This is a genomic window from Pseudomonas sp. NBRC 111123 (genome assembly GCF_001320205.1).
Taxonomy (GTDB): domain Bacteria; phylum Pseudomonadota; class Gammaproteobacteria; order Pseudomonadales; family Pseudomonadaceae; genus Aquipseudomonas; species Aquipseudomonas putida_J.
In genome coordinates this window covers 49,815-66,217 of sequence record NZ_BCAZ01000009.1, presented here as the reverse complement: position 1 = coordinate 66,217, position 16,403 = coordinate 49,815, and the positions used below count along the sequence as shown (strand labels likewise).

Here is a 16,403-nt window from a genome sequence, read left to right as displayed (position 1 = left end):
ATCGGACCGGCGCCCAAGGTGACGTCATGCACCGTTTTAGACATCCAATGCGATTACCTGCGCGCGTTCGAAGAACGCCGTTCACGAGCTGACCCTGTCCCCTCCTGAGAACTGGTCGAATTGAGCCGGTCGCTTCTGGCGGTCATGACCCATTGCGGATACGATCCAACTCAAGCACATGAAAAGGAATTCAAGAAAAGGGATGTACCTTGCACCTCTCTGGATGAAGTCCGGCAGCGCATCGATGCCATCGACCAGAGCCTGGTTTCACTGCTCGCCCAGCGTGGCAAGCGGGTGACGCAGGCTGCGAGCTTCAAGAAAACCAATGATGACGTGCGTGCACCTGCGCGGGTCGAGCAGGTCATCGAAAGGTGCGTGGATTGCCCGAAGAGGCGGGAGCTTCGGCAGCGGTTATGGAACAGGTCTACCGGGCCATGATCTCGGCGTTCATTGCCGAAGCGCTGAATACTCACGCCAAGCTGACCCAAGAGGCCTCAGGCGCTTGAAGGATGTCGAGATAGGCGCCACGCGGGGTAGCGCCTCAACCCGATAGCGGGTCGGGGCGCTTTGCTTTTTGATCAGTCGACCCGTACAAACACATTCTTGGCGAAGTCACTGCCGCCAACGGCTTCCAGGCGCTTGCCGCCGTCCAGCACGCGTACGTTGATCAATGCCTGGCCATCCTTGTTGCGCGCGACGACCACATCATCCGTGCGCTCCCACTCATCGACCTTGATCTTGCTGCCGTTGGCGATGATGTAGTCGCTGGAGAACTCGATCTTCTGTTTCGGGCCCTGGATACCCATCACCGTCGTGGTTTGTTCATAGGTGCCTTCCAGGGCATCGTTGCCGCAGCCGGCCAGTACACAGAATGGCAACGCAGCGAGCACGAGTTTGAATTGACGCATGGGATGTCCTTATCGGGTGTTTTTAACAAGCGCGGGTCATGGCGCCGGTCCTTGGGCGTTCGCACGGGGTGCGAATGGCGACGCGGGATTATACATACTGTTTGAAAAAAATCTGATTTTGCCCCTTAGTTGTTGTGCATTTCCCATCGATACGCTTCCCGCCTTTTTTCGTTGCGGCCGCTTGGGCACCGCTCTAGTCTCGGCCTGTCGATGCTCATCAGCGACACGGCTTTGACAGGCTGTATTCGACAGTGAAGGTAGGGCTTACCTCTATGGTGGCTGTGCGTGGGGCACCTTTGTGTGCGCCGGGTTTGCATCTCTGTCGACCGGTCTGTCAACCCATGCACAGCTGCCACCCCATTGTGTGACAGCGATGGGTGTCGGCCTCATCGACAGCGGTATACATATGCTGAAGATTGCCCCCGATCCACCCCACGATATTCATTCCCTCGAAGACACCCTGATCCAGGCTACGCCCTGTGCGCGACGACCGTGGTGCATCAGGCATTGCTGCTGCAGCCCACGTCACCAGCGTCGATGATGATGGCTTCGATGCATGAGATGGAGGCGCTGCGGGCTTTGCTCGAATCAGCGCTTATCCAGGTGCAGATGCCCACCGGGCCTCGGACATGGCACTAAGGCTCAGGTGGTGCTGGCGGCTCGGTCCTCTTCGCGGGCAAGCCCGCTCCCACAGGTGCTGCGCAAGCCTTCAGGCCTGTTGTGATCTCTGTGGGAGCGGGCTTGCCCGCGAAGAGGCCAGATCAGGCAATAGAAATTTCAAGGAGATTGAACAGTGACTACAGACAACACCCCATGCACCGTCGGCAAGACCACCTGCTGAAGGTGATAACCAGACCCACCCATTGTTCCGCATCGAGCCCGGCATCCCGTGCCGCGACGCCCGCGAGCAAGCCTCGGAGCTGACGGGCTATGTGCGGGAACTGACCGTCCTCGGGCTGATGGACGAGAAGCCGATGATGATCTGAGCCTCGCACTACCAGAGCGCAATGGCCAATGCGTTGATGGACGATGCCGAGCTGGGCATGACGCAATGAACCGCTAAGGCCTCAGGTCTGGCATATCGGTGCCGGCAGCGACATTCGCCTCGGCTTCAAGCTTCAGCCGGTCGGCCTTGCTGATGTACTTGGGTTTGTTGCTCTTGGGTGCCAGCTTGGCATTGGCCTTTTTCTGGTGGGCCTTGAGCAGCTGTTTGAGTTTTTTCTGGCGGTTCATTGTCCATCTCTGAAGTGCAACCTAGGTCGCGCATTGTACCCCGGGAACTTCGTGCAGCGGGCCCGGTCTGTAGCCTCTCGCCGAATTCACCAAGCTTCCCGGACCCTGTTGAGTGCCCACCTTCATGCCAAGCCCGCGTCTGCTGTCAGCATTGTTCCTGTTGTTCAGCGCCGTCGCCTGCCAAGGCGTGCTGGCGGGTCCATATTCGGCGCCAGCGCGCAGCAACAAAGCCTCGATCCAGCTGATCGAGGCCGCCTCGCGCCAGTATGAAGCAGGCAAGCTGGACCAGGCCGCCGCCACGCTGGAACGTGCCCTGCAGATTCAGCCGAACAACCCCGCCACGCTGCACTACCTGGGCGTGCTGCGCCTGGAACAGGGGCAGTATGACCAAGCTGAAGTGCTGGCCGTGCGCTCCAACCAGCGCGTTGGCAGCAACATCGCGCTGCGCAATCGCAACTATCAGCTGATCCAGGCCGCGCAGAAGGCCCGGGGTTCCGGCCTGATTCCAGTGGCTCGATGATGCAGGTAATTGATGAACTGAATTCCATTGATATATGAGAATTCGCCAATAATTGCATGCTTGGGAATGAATAGACTGGAAGGCCATTGAACGGAGCCTTCCAATGTCTGCCTACGAAACAACCGCACCGGTTGCTTCCACCTCCAGAAACGCAGGACTCAGCATCGCGATCCTGGCCTTTTCCGCCTTTCTCATTGTCACCACCGAGTTCCTGATCGTGGGCCTGCTTCCCGCGCTGGCCAGGGAACTGGACATTTCGATGGCCGTTGCAGGGCAGCTGGTGACGCTTTTTGCCTTCACCGTGATGATTTTCGGTCCGCCTCTGACGGCGGCGCTGTCGCATCTGGAGCGGAAAAAGCTGTTCATCGCGATCTTGCTGCTGTTCGCCGCCGCCAACGCCGTTGCCGCCGCCTCAAGCAGCTTCTGGGTGCTTGCCGTGGCTCGCGTGCTGCCTGCCTTGGCCTTGCCGGTGTTCTGGGGGACTGCCAGCGAGACCGCTGGGCAACTGGCCGGGCCGCTGCGGGCGGGCCAGGCTATTTCAAGGGTTTACCTGGGGATTTCGGCGGCCATGCTGCTGGGCATTCCGCTAGGGACTGTCGCGGCCAATGTGATCGGCTGGAGAGGGGCGTTCTGGGTGCTCGCCGGGCTTTCATTGATCATGGCTGCAGCCATGTGGGTCTGCATGCCGAGTGTGGCGCGCACGGCCAAGGTGGATTTCCTCAAGCAGGCGCGGATTTTCAAGGAGCCGTGTTTCCTGGCCAACATACTGCTTTCTGTGCTGGTGTTCAGTGCCATGTTCATTGCCTACACCTACCTGGCCGACATCCTCGAGCGAGTCGCGGGCGTGGCCCCGACCGATGTTGGCTGGTGGATGATGGGCTTTGGCGCCATTGGCCTGGTGGGTAACTGGATGGGGGGCAGGGCTGTTGACCATTCGCCGATCAAAGCCACCATCGGCTTCCTCGCGCTGCTTGCCCTGGGTATGGCCGCGACCGCTGCGCTGGCTCAAGGCGGCTGGTTGTTCGGTGTTGCGCTTGGGCTGTGGGGCATCGCCAATACGGCGCTTTACCCGGTCAGCCAGGTGCGCGTCATGCGTTCGGTCAGCCACGCACAGGCGCTGGCGGGCACCAGCAATGTCTCGGCGGCCAATGCCGGCATTGCTGTGGGTGCCATCGTCGGCGGCATGACTTTGTCGAGCCTGGGCATCGGCTACCTCGGCTATGTGGCCGCTGCTGTGGCGGTTCTCGCGCTGCTGCTGGCGCTGGTCGTTCGCAACCTCGCGCCTGCGCGTTAGGGCAGGGCGGTCAGCTATCGCCAGCCTGGCTGCCATGGGCGGTCAGCCTCGGCAACAGGTAGTCCAGCAGTGCACGTACCTTGGGCTGGTTCTCGCGGCTCTTCAGCCATACCAGGTTCATGGGCAGACCGTCCGTTGCCAGCTCAGGCAACACCTCGACCAGTGTGCCCTGGTCGAGGTGCCGCTGGGTCAGCCAGGTCGGTAGTTGGCCGATGCCATGCCCGGCGAGCACTGCGGCCACTTCGCCCTCGCCATCACCAACAGCGATGCGCGCCTGTAGCGTGCGTCGCTCCATCTCCCCCGGCTGGCGGCCTTTGAAGAACCATGGGCTGACCTGGCCATCACCGTGCCCATAGCCGACACAGTGATGCTGATCGAGATCACGCTCGTTTTGCGGGGCACCGTGCTGCGCAAGGTAGCTGGGTGCGGCGCAGAAGATCAGGCGTTGGGCGCCGAAATACTGGTGGCCCAAGCCGGCAGGCCAGGCATCCGGGCCGCCGATGCGCACAACGATGTCGATGCCTTCGTGTACCGGGTCGATAAAGCGGTCGGTAAATGAGATGTGCGGTTGCAGCAGCGGATGCTGATGGATGAAATCCAGGATCAATGGCAGTACATGCAAGCGGCCGTAGGAGGCCGGCAGGTCTATCCGCACCTTGCCGTGCGGCTCGTCGCCTTCGGCGCTGAGCGCATGCTCTACCTGCTCCAGGTCGGCCAGTACCGACGTGCAGGTACGGTAGAAGGTGACACCCGCATCGGTCAACGCCAGGGTGCGGGTGGTACGGTTGAACAGTCGTACATTCAGGCGTTGCTCGAGGCGCGCGATACTCTTGCTCACCGCAGAGCCTGTGAGGTTCAACCGTTCGGCCGCTGCAGTGAAACTGCCCAGGTCTGCGACGGTGACGAACACGTCGAGACCCTTCAGCCGTTCGGATGAAAACATGCGTTGCTCCTTTTGCGTGCCATTGGAACAGGAATTGCTCGCAACACTGAAAACCTGACCTGGCAGGGGATAGGCCAATGCTCATGCATGACCACTACTTCATGTACTTCATTGTCGCGACCGTACTGGCCGTGGATGTGGTGGCGGTCACCCTGTATTGGCGCAGCAAACCCTGAAACCCAGCCTCGGGGGAAGAATACCCCTAGTCGGGGCCTTTGCGATGGATCATCGACGGGTATCGCTTCCCAACCCGCCGTGATGGCGGTAGCCTCGGGAGACTTTAGCCGATAGAAATTCCATTCCATGCCTGCAGGTTTCCCCGGGTTGCCGTCACTCAATGCGCTGCGTGTATTCGAAGTGGTGGCGCGTCAGCTTAATTTCCGCCTCGCCGCCGAGGAGCTGGGCGTGACCCAGGCGGCTGTCGCCCAGCAGGTGCGCGGGCTGGAAGCCAGCCTGCAGGTGCGCCTGTTCGAGCGCCTGCCACGGGGCGTTGGCCTGACCGATGCCGGGCGTGGCTATGCTGCGAGCATCCGCAGCGCCCTGGTGATGATCGACGAAGCCACCCGGCAGTTGCGCCCGGCGCCATCCCAGCTGACGGTCAGCGTGACACCTACCTTTGCCTCGAAGTGGCTGATTCCAAGGCTCGGCCACTTCGCCGAGGCGCACCCCGACATCGATCTGCGCCTGCTGGCCACCGACCGTCTTTCCCATTTCCAGACCGATGGCGTCGACATCGCGGTGCGCTACGGTCAGCCGCCGTTCGGTGGCGGGCTGAACGTCGAGCTGCTGATGGAGCAACGCATCGTCGCGGTGGCGAGCCCGGCATTGCTGGCTGAAATGGGCACGCCAGAGAGCTTTGCCGCCTTGCAGGGCTATGTCGCCTTGCACGATGGCCACAACTTCTGGCCGCAATTCACGGCCGCGTTATTCCCCGATCATCCGAAACCGACGTCGAAAAATGTCCGTTTCAACCAGACATCGCTGGCCATCGACGCCGCCATAGGCGGGCAGGGCATCACCCTTGCCAGCTACGCCTTCGTCAAGGACGACATCGCCGCCGGCAGGCTGCAGCAGGTGTTCCCCCAGCAGCTGAGGCTGGACAAGGCGTTCTACCTGGTATGGCCTCGCAAGGAGGCGCCAGCGCTGGGCCTTGTCAGAGGGTGGCTGAAAGCCCAGGTGGGCGAAAGATAAACTACTGGCTAGGCAAACTTCCCCTGCCTCCCTCGTCCAATGGATGGCTGCTAGTGTGATGAAACTTGCAACACAGCAGTTCCATCATCGAAGGAGGCAACATGTCTGTAGAAAAAGTGGCAATCATCACCGCCGGTGGCAGCGGCATGGGCGCGGCAGCGGCACGTCGGCTGGCGGCTGACGGTTTCAAGGTCGGTATCCTGTCTTCTTCAGGCAAGGGCGAGGCACTGGCCGCCGAGCTCGGTGGCATCGGCGTCACCGGCAGCAACCAGTCGGTTGCAGACCTGCAGCGGCTGGTGGATGCCGTGGTCGAGAAATGGGGGCGCATCGACGTGCTGGTCAACAGCGCCGGCCACGGCCCGCGCGCCGCGATCCTGGAAATCAGCGACGAAGACTGGCACAAGGGCATGGACACCTACCTGCTCAATGTCATCCGCCCGACGCGGCTGGTGACGCCGTACATGCAAAAACAGAAGGGTGGGGTGATCATCAACATCTCCACTGCCTGGGCATTCGAGCCTGTTGACCTGTTCCCCACTTCGGCCGTGTTCCGCTCGGGCCTGGCCGCCTTTACCAAGATCTTCGCCGACAATTTCGCTGGCGATAACGTGCGCATCAACAACGTGCTCCCAGGCTGGATCGACAGCCTGCCGGCCACCGAGCAGCGCCGCGACAGCGTACCGCTCAAGCGCTATGGCACCCGCGAGGAAATTGCCGCCACCATCGCCTTCCTCGCCAGCGACGGCGCTGCCTACATCACCGGGCAGAACATCCGGGTCGACGGTGGCGTGACACGCAGCGTCTGACTACCCATGGCCGCAGCCAGCGCTGCTGCGGCCTGCACGTCATGCAACAGGGAGTTCCCCATGCTGGACGATCTGCTCAAGCGCATCTGGGCGCAGTTGGCAATCCCGGTCGGCCCGGTACGCAACCCTTTCAGGCTGATGCAGCTGGCTACGCTTGACCAGCAAGGCTGGCCGGTGTCCCGCACGGTGGTGCTGCGAAGCGTCGATGCCGGTGCGGGTGCGTTGTACTTCTACGTGGACAAGCGCTCGGCCAAGTGCGCTCAGATAACTGCTGAGCCACGCGTGGCGCTGACCGCACTGAGCCCTTGCGGCGTGATGCAGATCCGCCTGCAGGGGCTGGCCAACCTGGTGAAAGATGCCGGGCAGCTTCAACGCTGCTGGGGGGCGGCGCGTGACAAGACTCAGGCGTTGTTCCGCCATGGCGCTGTGCCGGGGCAGGTGATTGAAAGCCCTGAAAGCGCTTGCGCAATCACCGTGGATGGCTTCGAGCACTTTGCACTGATGCAGATCGAGGCGACGGCACTGGAGTGGCTGGACCTTGCACAGCCGGTTCAGCAGCGGGCGCGCTTCGACCGCCGGCAAGGGGACTGGCACGCTTCCTGGCTGGCGCCCTGAAAACGATAGACCAACAATGGAACAAGGAGCGACTGATGAAAGGTTACTGGATCATCCTGGGGGCTGCGGTGACCGACCCCGAGGCTCAGCAGGTCTATGGGCGGTTATGGGGCCCTATCGCCGAAAAGTACGGAGCGAAGCTCAAAAGCCTGGAGCCGGGGGCATTGGTGGAGGCGCACACCAGTACGCGGGTGCTGGCGGTCGAGTTCGAAAGTTACGCCCAGGCCAAAGCGTGCTACGAGGACCCTGCCTACACAGAAGCCAAGGCGTGGGCGCTGCGCGCCTATCGTCGTGAACTGATCATCATCGAGGGCGATTTGAACTGACGCAGCGGTTTTTACGTTTTGCGACAAATTTTTTACATTTGTCGTTATAACGTTACGCCGCTCGTCGCCGGTGGCCGTCAGCCCCCTCGGCTCATGACTTGCGAAGCCTGGTATTTCCTGGAGTCTTAATGAGAGTCGATCTAGACACTGAGGCCACCGACCTCGATGGTTTCCCGCGTTTTCAGCGGGCAATGGTTCATGCGCGCAAGCTGATGGTGCTGATGTACCTGGCGCTGCTGGCAGCTGGGCTGCTGTTGGCGATACAGGGGCTCATCGGGATATTCAGCCCAGACTCCTACTGGTTGGTCCTGCTCGCGGTCAACGGCGCAATGCTGTTGCTGTTGGCGGGCGCCGCCCAGTCGGCTTGGCAGGTGGCCAGCTGGCGTGCCACTGCCATGGGCCAGGTGCCCGTCCCGCTGATGTTCTGGCGCTCTGCCGGCGAAACCGTCGAGCCTGAGTCGCTCAGCCGTTTCGATCGCTGGTGCCGGCAGGTCGCTGACGGCTGCCGACGGCAGTGGCGCAAGCTTGGCGCAGAAGCACCCTGGCTTATGGGCCTGGCGGTGCTGGCACTGCTGCTGGTCAAGGGCGCTTGGCGCTTTGACCTGCCGACGCCTACGGTGGCAGGGCAAGTGACCTGGGTTGCCATCGGCCTGTTGGCCGTTTGCGCATTCGGCCTGGTCGTGCTCGAACGCCACCTGATGGCCGAAAGCGAGGCGACCTGGCCCGAGGCCGGCGCGCTTGCAGCCACGTTGCGGCTGGCCATTGCCGTGCAGGTGCTGACCATTGCCTGCCTGGCCTGTGTTGACGGCGAGCGGCTGTGGCCGGCGCGCCTGGCGGTGCTGATTGGTGTGTTGCCTGGCCTGGCAGCGCTCGAACTGCTGATACGCGCCGCGCTGTCGATGTTCCGCCCCTCGCGCCCAAGTGAAGAGCCGGCGCTGGTGGCACGCAGCCTGGCGGGTGACTTCCTGCAATGGCCACCGCGGCCCTTGGCCGTGCTGCAGGACGAACTGCACCAGCGCCTGGGCATCGACCTGCGCCAGGTATGGGCGTTTGCCTTCATGCGTCGGGCGTTCCTGCCGGTGGCGGCGCTGGTGGCGCTGGTCGGTTGGTTGCTGACCGGCATCATCGAGGTGCCGACCAACAACCGCGCGGTATACGAACGCTTTGGCAAGCCCGTGGCGGTGTACCCGCCGGGCCTGCATGCTGGTTTGCCCTGGCCATTTGGCAAGGTGCTGTGGGTGGACAACAGCATCATCCATGAATTGGCGACCACAACAGCCGAAGGTACCCCCGAACCCTTGGCGGCCGCCGATGGTACGCCGCCGACAACGGCCAACCGGTTGTGGGACGCCACCCACCTGAGCGAGAACTCGCAGGTGATTGCCGGTGCCGATGGCGGGCGTCAGGGGTTCCAGATCGTCAACATGGACGTGCGTTTCATCTACCGTATCGGCCTGAGCGACGCGGCCGCCCTGGCGGCGGCCTATCACACCGCTGACGTCGAGCAACTGCTGCGCAGCGTTGCCAACCGCGTGCTGGTCCACGATTTTGCCGTTCGCTCGCTGGATGGTTTGCTGGGCGCCGAACGTGCCGCGCTCGGCCGCGACATCGGCCAGGCAGTGCAGGCCGACCTGGACCGCATGGATACCGGAGTGGAGCTGTTGGCGACCTCGGTGGAGGCGATCCACCCGCCAGCCGGTGCGGCAAATGCCTACCACGCCGTGCAGGCGGCGCAGATCACTGCCCAGGCACTGGTCGCCCGTGACCGCGGGCAAGCTGTGCAGAAGGTTGACGAAGCCCGCCAGAGCGCCACGACGTTGACCGACAAGGCCACCGCCGAAGCCCACGAAACACAGACCAAAGCTGACACTGGCGCATTGCGCTTCGACGCCGAGCACACCGCCTGGCTGCACGCAGGCCAGGCGTTCATCCTCGAACAGTACCTGGAGCGGCTGTCCCAAGGCATGGCGCAAGCGAACAGCCTGATCATCGATCACCGCCTGACGGCGAACCAGGCGCCGACCCTGGACCTGCGCAGCTATGCAGCGCCCATCGACCCTTCGCAGCCGAAACCCGCATCCGGCCGTACCCAGGAGCGTAACCAGTGAATTCCCATACCGCCCATGGTCATGACCACGACCACGACCACGACCACGACCACGACCACGACCACAATCACGATCATGCCGACACTCACGACCGTGCCCGTCCCGCCTGGCTGCGTGTCGGTATCGCCTTGCTATTGGTCCTTATCATGGCCGCGGCAGCCTGTTTCGTGCAGGTTCGTGTCGGCGAAGCAACGGTCATCACGCGCTTTGGCAACCCGTCGCGGGTATTGATCGAGCCCGGGCTCAACTGGCGTTGGCCAGTGCCGTTCGAGGCCGCGGTGCCGGTCGACCTGCGCCTGCGCACCACCTCCAGCGGGCTGCAGGATGTCGGCACACGGGATGGCCTGCGCATCATCGTCCAGGCCTATGTCGCCTGGCAGGTGGCGGCCGACCCGCAGAGCATCCAGCTGTTCATGCGAGCGGTGCAGAACCAGCCCGACGAGGCAGCGCGGCAAATCCGCACCCTGGTGGGCTCGGCCCTGGAAACCACGGCCAGCGGTTTCGAACTGGCCGACCTGGTCAACGTCGATGCCAGCCGGGTGCGCATCGATGGCTTCGAGCAGCGCCTGCGTGAGCAGATCGAGCAGCAACTGATCAACAGCTATGGGGTGCATGTGGTGCAAGTGGGCATCGAGCGGCTGACCTTGCCCAAGGTCACCCTTGAAGCCACGGTTGACCGCATGCGCGCCGAGCGCGAGACCATCGCCACCGAGCGCACTGCCGAAGGCAAACGCAAGGCGGCCGAGATCCAGTCGGCGGCCGAGCGCGATGCCAGGATCCTGCAGGCCGATGCGAGCGTGAAGGCTGCGCAGATCCAGGCGCAGTCGCAGGTGCAGGCGGCGGACATCTACGGCAAGGCCTATGCCGGTGCGCCGCAGCTGTACACCTTGCTGCGTTCGCTCGATACCCTCGGTTCGGTCATCAACCCCGGCACGCGGTTGGTGTTGCGCACCGACGCAGCGCCGTTCCGCGCCCTGGTCGAGGGGCCTGCGCTGCCTGCGGGGGCTGACCATGGCCAGCCGTGAGCAACAGGTGTCGGCCAGGTTGCCCACAGGCCCCTGGCTGCAAGCAGGGCGTATAGGCTTTCTGGCGTTGTACGCGGTGGCGCTGCTGGCGGCAGTGGGTTGGCTGTTTGGCAATGTGCGTCAGGTCGGGCCGGAAAACCGTGCGGTGGTCTTGCGGATGGGGGCCGAGGCGCGCATCCAGAACGCAGGCTTGTTGCTGGCCTGGCCTGAGCCCTTCGAGCAGGTGGTGATGTTGCCCTCGGCAGCGCGGGTGACCGAACGCCGGGTCGAGTTGCTGCTGCGCTCGGAGCTTGCGCAGAAATCCGACAAGGACGGCGCGCTGGCCAGCGATGCCACGGCAGGCTCGGGTTATCTGCTGACCGGCGATGCCGGGGCCGTGCAGCTGGACGTGCGGGTGTTCTACACGGTGAGTGACCCGTACGCCTACGCGCGCCAGGGCCAACACGTGCAACCGGCGCTGGACCGCCTGGTTGAGCGTAACGCCGTGCAGATCTGCGCCTCGCGCGACATGGATGCCATCCTGGTCGCACGCCCGGAGCTGGTCGGCGGCGATGCCGGGCTGGCCGATCAACGTGAGCGGCTGCGCGGTGACCTGCAGCACGGCATCAATGGCAGCCTGGCCCGGCTGAGTTCAGCCGGTGCCAGCCTGGGGATCGAGGTGGTGCGGGTCGACATCCAGTCGTCGTTGCCGTGGTCGGCCGTCAGCGCGTTCAACGCGGTGCTCACTGCCAGCCAGCAGGCCGAGCAGGCAGTGGCCAAGGCCCGCAATGATGCCGCTCGGCAACTGCAACAGGCCACCCAGGCCGCTGACCGCACCGTGCAGGTGGCCCAGGCCGAAGCGAGTGAGCGGTTGTCACGCGCCCAGGCCGCGACCGCGATGATCGTCGGCTTGAGCCAGCAGCAGGATCCGCAGCTGTTGCTGCGCCTCTACCGTGAGCGGGTGCCGGCGATACTGGCGCGCGCCGGGTCGGTCACCACCGTCAACAAAGATGACGCCGGGCACATGATCCTGCAGGGGCCAGCACAATGAACACGACGCCTACTTGCCATTTCTGGAGCTGCTCGCGATGAGTACTCATCATTGTCAGGGGCACCATCACCATGCCCATACCCACCTCACGTCCGGTTTGCTGTCGCAGGCCGAGCAGCGCACTGCCGCCCGCCAGCTGAGCCTGGCGATGCTGGCCCTGGGGTTGCTGGGGCTGGGGCTGGTGTGGCGCTGGCTGGCGCCGACACAAGAGGGGGTCAGCCAGTTGCTGCTGGGCGCTGCCTCGTTGCTGGTGGCTGTGCCGGTGTTGCGCTCGGCCTGGTACAGCCTGCTGCATCCCAGCCTGCATGGCCTCACCGATCAGCTGATCGCGCTGGCCATGCTGGGTGCCTGGGCAACCGGCGACCTGGCCACCGCGGCATTACTGCCGATCATCATGATCTTCGGCCACATGCTCGAAGAGCGCAGTGTGCTGGGTTCGCAAGAGGCCATTGCCGCGCTGGGGCAGTTGACCCGCAGTAACGCGCGGCTGATCGATACCGATGGCCAGGTGCGCGAGGTCGATAACGCCAGCCTCAAGCCAGGCGACCAGGTCGAGGTGCGCGCCGGCGACCGTGTGCCGGCCGACGGCCGTGTCCTGCAGGGGCAGGCCAGCCTCGATACCGCGCCCATCACCGGTGAGGCGGTGCCGCTGGAAGTGGCCAGTGGCATGGATATCCATGGCGGCTCGATCAACCTGGATGGTTTGCTGCGGGTAGAGGTTACCCGTGTTGGTGATGACTCGACCTTGGGCAAGGTCATCGCCCTCATGCAGCGCGCCGAGCAAGCCAAGCCGCCGATCACCCGGTTGCTCGAACGCCACGCAGGGCGTTACCTGGTGCTGGTCTTGCTGATTGCTGCAGTCACCTGGTTCATCACCCGCGACGCCCAGGCCATGCTGGCCGTGCTGGTGGCTGCCTGCCCCTGCGCCCTGGTGCTGTCGGCACCGGCGACGGCGGTGGCGGGGATTGCCGTCGCAGCCCGGCATGGCATCCTGATTCGCGGTTCGGCCTTTCTCGAAGAGCTGGCCGACTTGTCTTCGCTGGTGATCGACAAGACCGGCACGCTGACCTACGGCGACCTGCGCCTGCGCAGCGTGGTCGGCACTGCGGCGGCATTGCCCCAGGCCGCTATGGTCAAGCTCGCAGCCAGCCTTGGCGCTGCCAGTAGCCACCCGGTCAGCCGGGCCCTCGCGGCGTTGGTACCGCATGAAGAGCATCTGGCGCTGCAGGACATTCACGAGCGCCAGGGCTTTGGTGTGGTGGCGCACACGGCCGAGGGTGAAGCGGCCCTGGGCCGCCCTGAGCTGTTCCGCCAGCTGGGCATGCAGGTGCCACCAGTGCCCGAGCATGACGGGCCGATTGCCGGCCTGGCGCTGAACGGGCAATTCCTCGCCTGGCTGCTGCTGGCCGACCACGTGCGCGCGGAATCTGCAGAGGCCATGCAGCAGTTGCGTGAGCTCGGCCTGCAGCGTCAGTTGCTGCTGACCGGTGACCGCAGCCGAGTCGCCGACGCCATCGCCGCCCAGGTCGGCATGACCCGCGTGGTGGCCGAAGCCCTGCCGGAAGACAAGATGCACCACGTCAACCAGGAACTGCAGCTGGGCTTCCGCCCTTTGGTAGTGGGGGATGGCATCAATGACTCACTGGCCCTGAAGGCCGGTGTGGTGGGGGTGGCAATGGGCGCCAACGGTGCCGATATTGCCCTGGCGGCAGCAGATATCGTGCTGATCAACGGCGACCTGCGGCGCCTGGCTACCTGCATCCGCCTCAGCCGCCAGTGCCGACGCACATTGCAGGTGAATGTGCTGATCGGCCTGGGCTGGACCTTGGCGATTGTCGTCGCTGCCGCCTTCGGCCTGCTGGGCGCGGCGGGCGCCATGATCGCCGCGCTGTTGCACAACCTCAGCACGCTGTTGGTGCTGACCAATGCCGGGCGCCTGTTGCGCTATGACGAGCGACTGGCGCAGAGCAGCCCGGCAGCGGCGCTGCAGCCCTAGCGGAGCACGGCGTCAGGGCCAGGTTCGTGCCTGGCCGAGCTGCTGCTTGCGCCAGGTGTGGTGCTCCACTCGGCGCTATCGCGTCGCTGCAGGCGGCGGAAGTTGGCGGCGATGCTGTCGATGAGCGGCGCATCATCAATCGGGTCCAGCCCCGGGTAAGGCTTGCCGTGGTAATCGCCGTCATGGGTCAGTACCGCTTCGACTCGTTCGCCGCTGGCGCTGTACAGCTGCTTCATCCGTTGCGCCTCGCGGTCCTTGCTGGCGTTACAGCGCAACGCATAATGGATCGCCAGGGCCGCGCCCAGCTCCAGGGCCGGTGCCGGTATTCCATGCTTGCGGGCCAGGTCGATGCTGCTCAGGATGCGCTCGTTGCGCTGCAGCTTGCGCATCGGGTCGCGCCCCACGCGGGCACAAGGGTCCTTGAACGAACGCTTGCAGCGGTCAAGAAAGGCAGCGGCAAAGCGCTCGACCACCTCGGCCATCTGTGGGTACTCGGCCACCAGCGCAGGCGCCACTTCCTGGTGGATCAGGCGCTCGGCCAGCGCACTCACGCGGGCGTCCCCCATGCCTTGGCCAACCCAGGTGTAGCCCAGCAGGCTGGCGTACCAGGCGATGATGGCATGTGGGCCATTCCACAAGCGGTTCTTGATGATCTGGATCTGGGTGATGTCGGTGACGGTTTTCACCTGCCGCAGCCGTTCCAGCAGGTCGCCGCCACGCTCGACATACAGCGGCATGTCGGGTTCGCTGTTAAAGAGCACCAGATGCATTTGGCTCAGGGCATTGCTGGACTGGGTGAAGGGCCGGAAGCGGCTGATCAGGCGCTGGTATTCAGCCGTCGGCGCCGCAGGTGCCGGTTCATCCTCAAGGCTGTTCTGGAACATCTGCGACTTGATACGCAATTGCCGAACCAGGGCGTCATTGCTGATTTTCGAGACGATGCGGCTGACCACCGTTTCGGCGAAATGGGTCTTCTGCAGCACCTGCCTGGCAATATCGGGTGCGCACAGCAACGCCAGTTGTGCCTGTACCTGCCGGCGCACAAACGCGGCGCCGCCGATCTTGTTCAGCACGATCAACAGGGTCAGCTCGCGGCCTCGGCGTTCGAAACGTTGCAGCAAGCCCTTGGCAATCACCTTGGCTTGCTGCTGGATCGCCTGCTCGGGCAGGCTCAGGCCGATGATTTCAGCGGCGTTGTACATCTCGATCACCGCGTGCTCATCGTCCATGTCGATCATGCGCACATTTTCAAGGGTCTGGTCGAACGCGCTGGCGCCGTAACGCACGCTGTAGCTGCCGAACGCGGCAACGGTTTCCCGGAGCATGCGCGAGCGGGTCGCGGCGATGATTTCGCAGGGCCGGGTATAGCCGTCCCAGTGGGCGAATACCTGGGTCAGGTAGCCGCCGCCGATGGCGCCGAAACCATGGATGCCCACACGAAACTGGTTGAGAGAGGCCGGGAAGGGCTCGGTGAGTTCCGGCATGCCCAGGTCGGGCACGCACTCGCTCAGGTCGGCGAGGAATTCGGGCATGCTGCGGTAGGCCTTGAGCGCGCCTGCCTTCACCTCAGGTGCAGGCGGCTTGATGTCTTCGATCAGAATGGCCTGGCCTTCGGCGCGGATGGCCGACAGCAGGCCGTTTTCCGAGTCTTCTATCATGAAGCACTGGGCAGGGTCGCAATTGAGTGCGCGGGCCGCCCGCAGGAATATTTCCGGGTGCGGCTTGCCTTGGCTGACTTCATCGCCACAGACGGTGATGTCGAAGTACTTGAGCACGTTGGCGTTGATCAGGTACTCCTCGGCAATCGCCCGGCGGCTGGAGGTGGCCACCGCCATGGTCAGGCCGGACTTGCGCAGCCGCTCCAGTACTTCCAGCAAGCCAGCCTTCAGCGGCACGCCGTGGCTGCGCACGTATTCCAGCTCCAGCTCATCGGCTCGCTGGCGAATCTGTGCATAGGGGAAGTCTTCGCCATTGTGGGCCTTGGCGAGGGCTTCGGCTTTCTTCGCACTCAAGCCCAGCGAGCCGATCAGCGTCTGCTCGCTCAAGGCCTTGCCGAAGATTTCCAGTGAGGCCTGTTTCAACGTCTTGAAACGCAAGCGCTCGGTGTCGAACATCGTGCCATCCATATCGAAGATGGCGCTGAGAATTTTTTTACCCTGAAACAAGATCATTGGTGGTTGCCCCTGATTATTTGCGTGAAATCCTTCGCCTCCAGCAACTGAATGGCGAGTCAATGCGCGTCGACTGCAGTGTGGGCAGTCAGGTAGGGGGCATGCGATCTACAGGGGGGCGCTCGGGATTTACCCAGAGGTAGGGCGGTACGGCGCGGGGCGTGCAGAGGAGGGTGACGAGCTTCGAGGCAATGCGGGTGCTGCGTTTGACTTTGGATTCACGCCCACTGGCTGCAG

14 protein-coding genes and 3 pseudogenes are annotated in these 16,403 nt (G+C 63.6%); 13 read left to right on the top strand and 4 right to left on the bottom strand.

Annotated features, from left to right (window positions below; genetic code table 11):
* The first annotated feature begins 144 nt into the window (after positions 1-144).
* A pseudogene (locus APH27_RS07270) lies at positions 145-506 on the top strand (chorismate mutase).
* 72 nt (positions 507-578) lie between these two features.
* Here the strand turns inward: APH27_RS07270 and APH27_RS07265 are convergent.
* Complete coding sequence (locus tag APH27_RS07265) at positions 579-908, bottom strand: hypothetical protein (RefSeq protein ID WP_060484433.1); 330 nt, start codon at positions 906-908, stop codon at positions 579-581.
* Positions 909-1,314: 406 nt separating this feature from the next.
* Here APH27_RS07265 and APH27_RS26565 point away from each other — a divergent pair.
* Both APH27_RS26565 and APH27_RS07255 read left to right on the top strand, forming a co-directional pair.
* Positions 1,315-1,547 (top strand): annotated as a pseudogene (locus APH27_RS26565) (hypothetical protein).
* Positions 1,548-1,701: 154 nt separating this feature from the next.
* Positions 1,702-1,963: pseudogene (locus APH27_RS07255) on the top strand (DUF3077 domain-containing protein).
* 4 nt (positions 1,964-1,967) lie between these two features.
* Here APH27_RS07255 and APH27_RS25720 read toward each other — a convergent pair.
* Complete coding sequence (locus APH27_RS25720) at positions 1,968-2,141, bottom strand: DUF2986 domain-containing protein (RefSeq protein ID WP_082435044.1); 174 nt, start codon at positions 2,139-2,141, stop codon at positions 1,968-1,970.
* A gap of 112 nt (positions 2,142-2,253) precedes the next feature.
* Between APH27_RS25720 and APH27_RS07250 the strand changes: the two genes are divergently transcribed.
* Entirely contained in the window at positions 2,254-2,661 is a 408-nt protein-coding gene (locus tag APH27_RS07250) for a tetratricopeptide repeat protein (protein WP_256250561.1), read from the top strand.
* Positions 2,662-2,764: 103 nt separating this feature from the next.
* Positions 2,765-3,955 carry an MFS transporter gene (locus tag APH27_RS07245; RefSeq protein WP_060484432.1) on the top strand — a complete coding sequence of 397 codons (1,191 nt, stop codon included), beginning with the start codon at positions 2,765-2,767 and terminating at the stop codon, positions 3,953-3,955.
* Positions 3,956-3,965: 10 nt separating this feature from the next.
* Here the strand turns inward: APH27_RS07245 and APH27_RS07240 are convergent, their stop codons facing one another.
* On the bottom strand, positions 3,966-4,898 hold the full coding sequence (locus tag APH27_RS07240; RefSeq protein WP_060484431.1) for a LysR family transcriptional regulator: 933 nt from the start codon (positions 4,896-4,898) through the stop codon (positions 3,966-3,968).
* A gap of 303 nt (positions 4,899-5,201) precedes the next feature.
* Here APH27_RS07240 and APH27_RS07235 point away from each other — a divergent pair, with 303 nt between their 5' ends.
* From APH27_RS07235 to APH27_RS07200, 8 genes are all read left to right on the top strand, one after another.
* Positions 5,202-6,089, top strand: coding sequence for a LysR substrate-binding domain-containing protein (locus APH27_RS07235; RefSeq protein ID WP_060484430.1), 888 nt, complete (start codon positions 5,202-5,204; stop codon positions 6,087-6,089).
* 101 nt (positions 6,090-6,190) lie between these two features.
* The gene (locus APH27_RS07230; protein WP_060484429.1) at positions 6,191-6,895 is read left to right on the top strand and encodes an SDR family oxidoreductase; all 705 of its coding nucleotides are present in this window, start codon (positions 6,191-6,193) and stop codon (positions 6,893-6,895) included.
* Between the two features lie 60 nt (positions 6,896-6,955).
* Positions 6,956-7,510, top strand: a complete 555-nt coding sequence (locus APH27_RS07225) for a pyridoxamine 5'-phosphate oxidase family protein (RefSeq protein WP_060484428.1) — start codon at positions 6,956-6,958, stop codon at positions 7,508-7,510.
* Between the two features lie 35 nt (positions 7,511-7,545).
* Positions 7,546-7,836, top strand: coding sequence for a DUF1330 domain-containing protein (locus tag APH27_RS07220; protein ID WP_060484427.1), 291 nt, complete (start codon positions 7,546-7,548; stop codon positions 7,834-7,836).
* 128 nt (positions 7,837-7,964) lie between these two features.
* Complete coding sequence (hflK, locus tag APH27_RS07215; protein ID WP_060484426.1) at positions 7,965-9,944, top strand: protease modulator HflK; 1,980 nt, start codon at positions 7,965-7,967, stop codon at positions 9,942-9,944.
* A complete protein-coding gene (gene hflC, locus APH27_RS07210; protein WP_060484425.1) occupies positions 9,941-10,969 on the top strand; it encodes a protease modulator HflC in 1,029 nt (342 codons plus the stop codon). Before hflK ends, hflC begins: the two co-directional genes overlap by 4 nt.
* Entirely contained in the window at positions 10,956-11,999 is a 1,044-nt protein-coding gene (locus APH27_RS07205) for an SPFH domain-containing protein (protein ID WP_060484424.1), read from the top strand. The genes hflC and APH27_RS07205 overlap by 14 nt, the downstream gene beginning before the upstream one ends.
* Before the next feature lie 37 nt (positions 12,000-12,036).
* The gene (locus APH27_RS07200; protein WP_060484423.1) at positions 12,037-13,995 is read left to right on the top strand and encodes a heavy metal translocating P-type ATPase; all 1,959 of its coding nucleotides are present in this window, start codon (positions 12,037-12,039) and stop codon (positions 13,993-13,995) included.
* Here APH27_RS07200 and mtlD read toward each other — a convergent pair.
* Positions 13,992-16,166: a bifunctional mannitol-1-phosphate dehydrogenase/phosphatase gene (gene mtlD, locus APH27_RS07195; protein ID WP_082435042.1), complete on the bottom strand. Its 2,175-nt coding sequence runs from the start codon at positions 16,164-16,166 to the stop codon at positions 13,992-13,994. The genes APH27_RS07200 and mtlD overlap by 4 nt on opposite strands.
* Between the last annotated feature and the right edge of the window lie 237 nt (positions 16,167-16,403).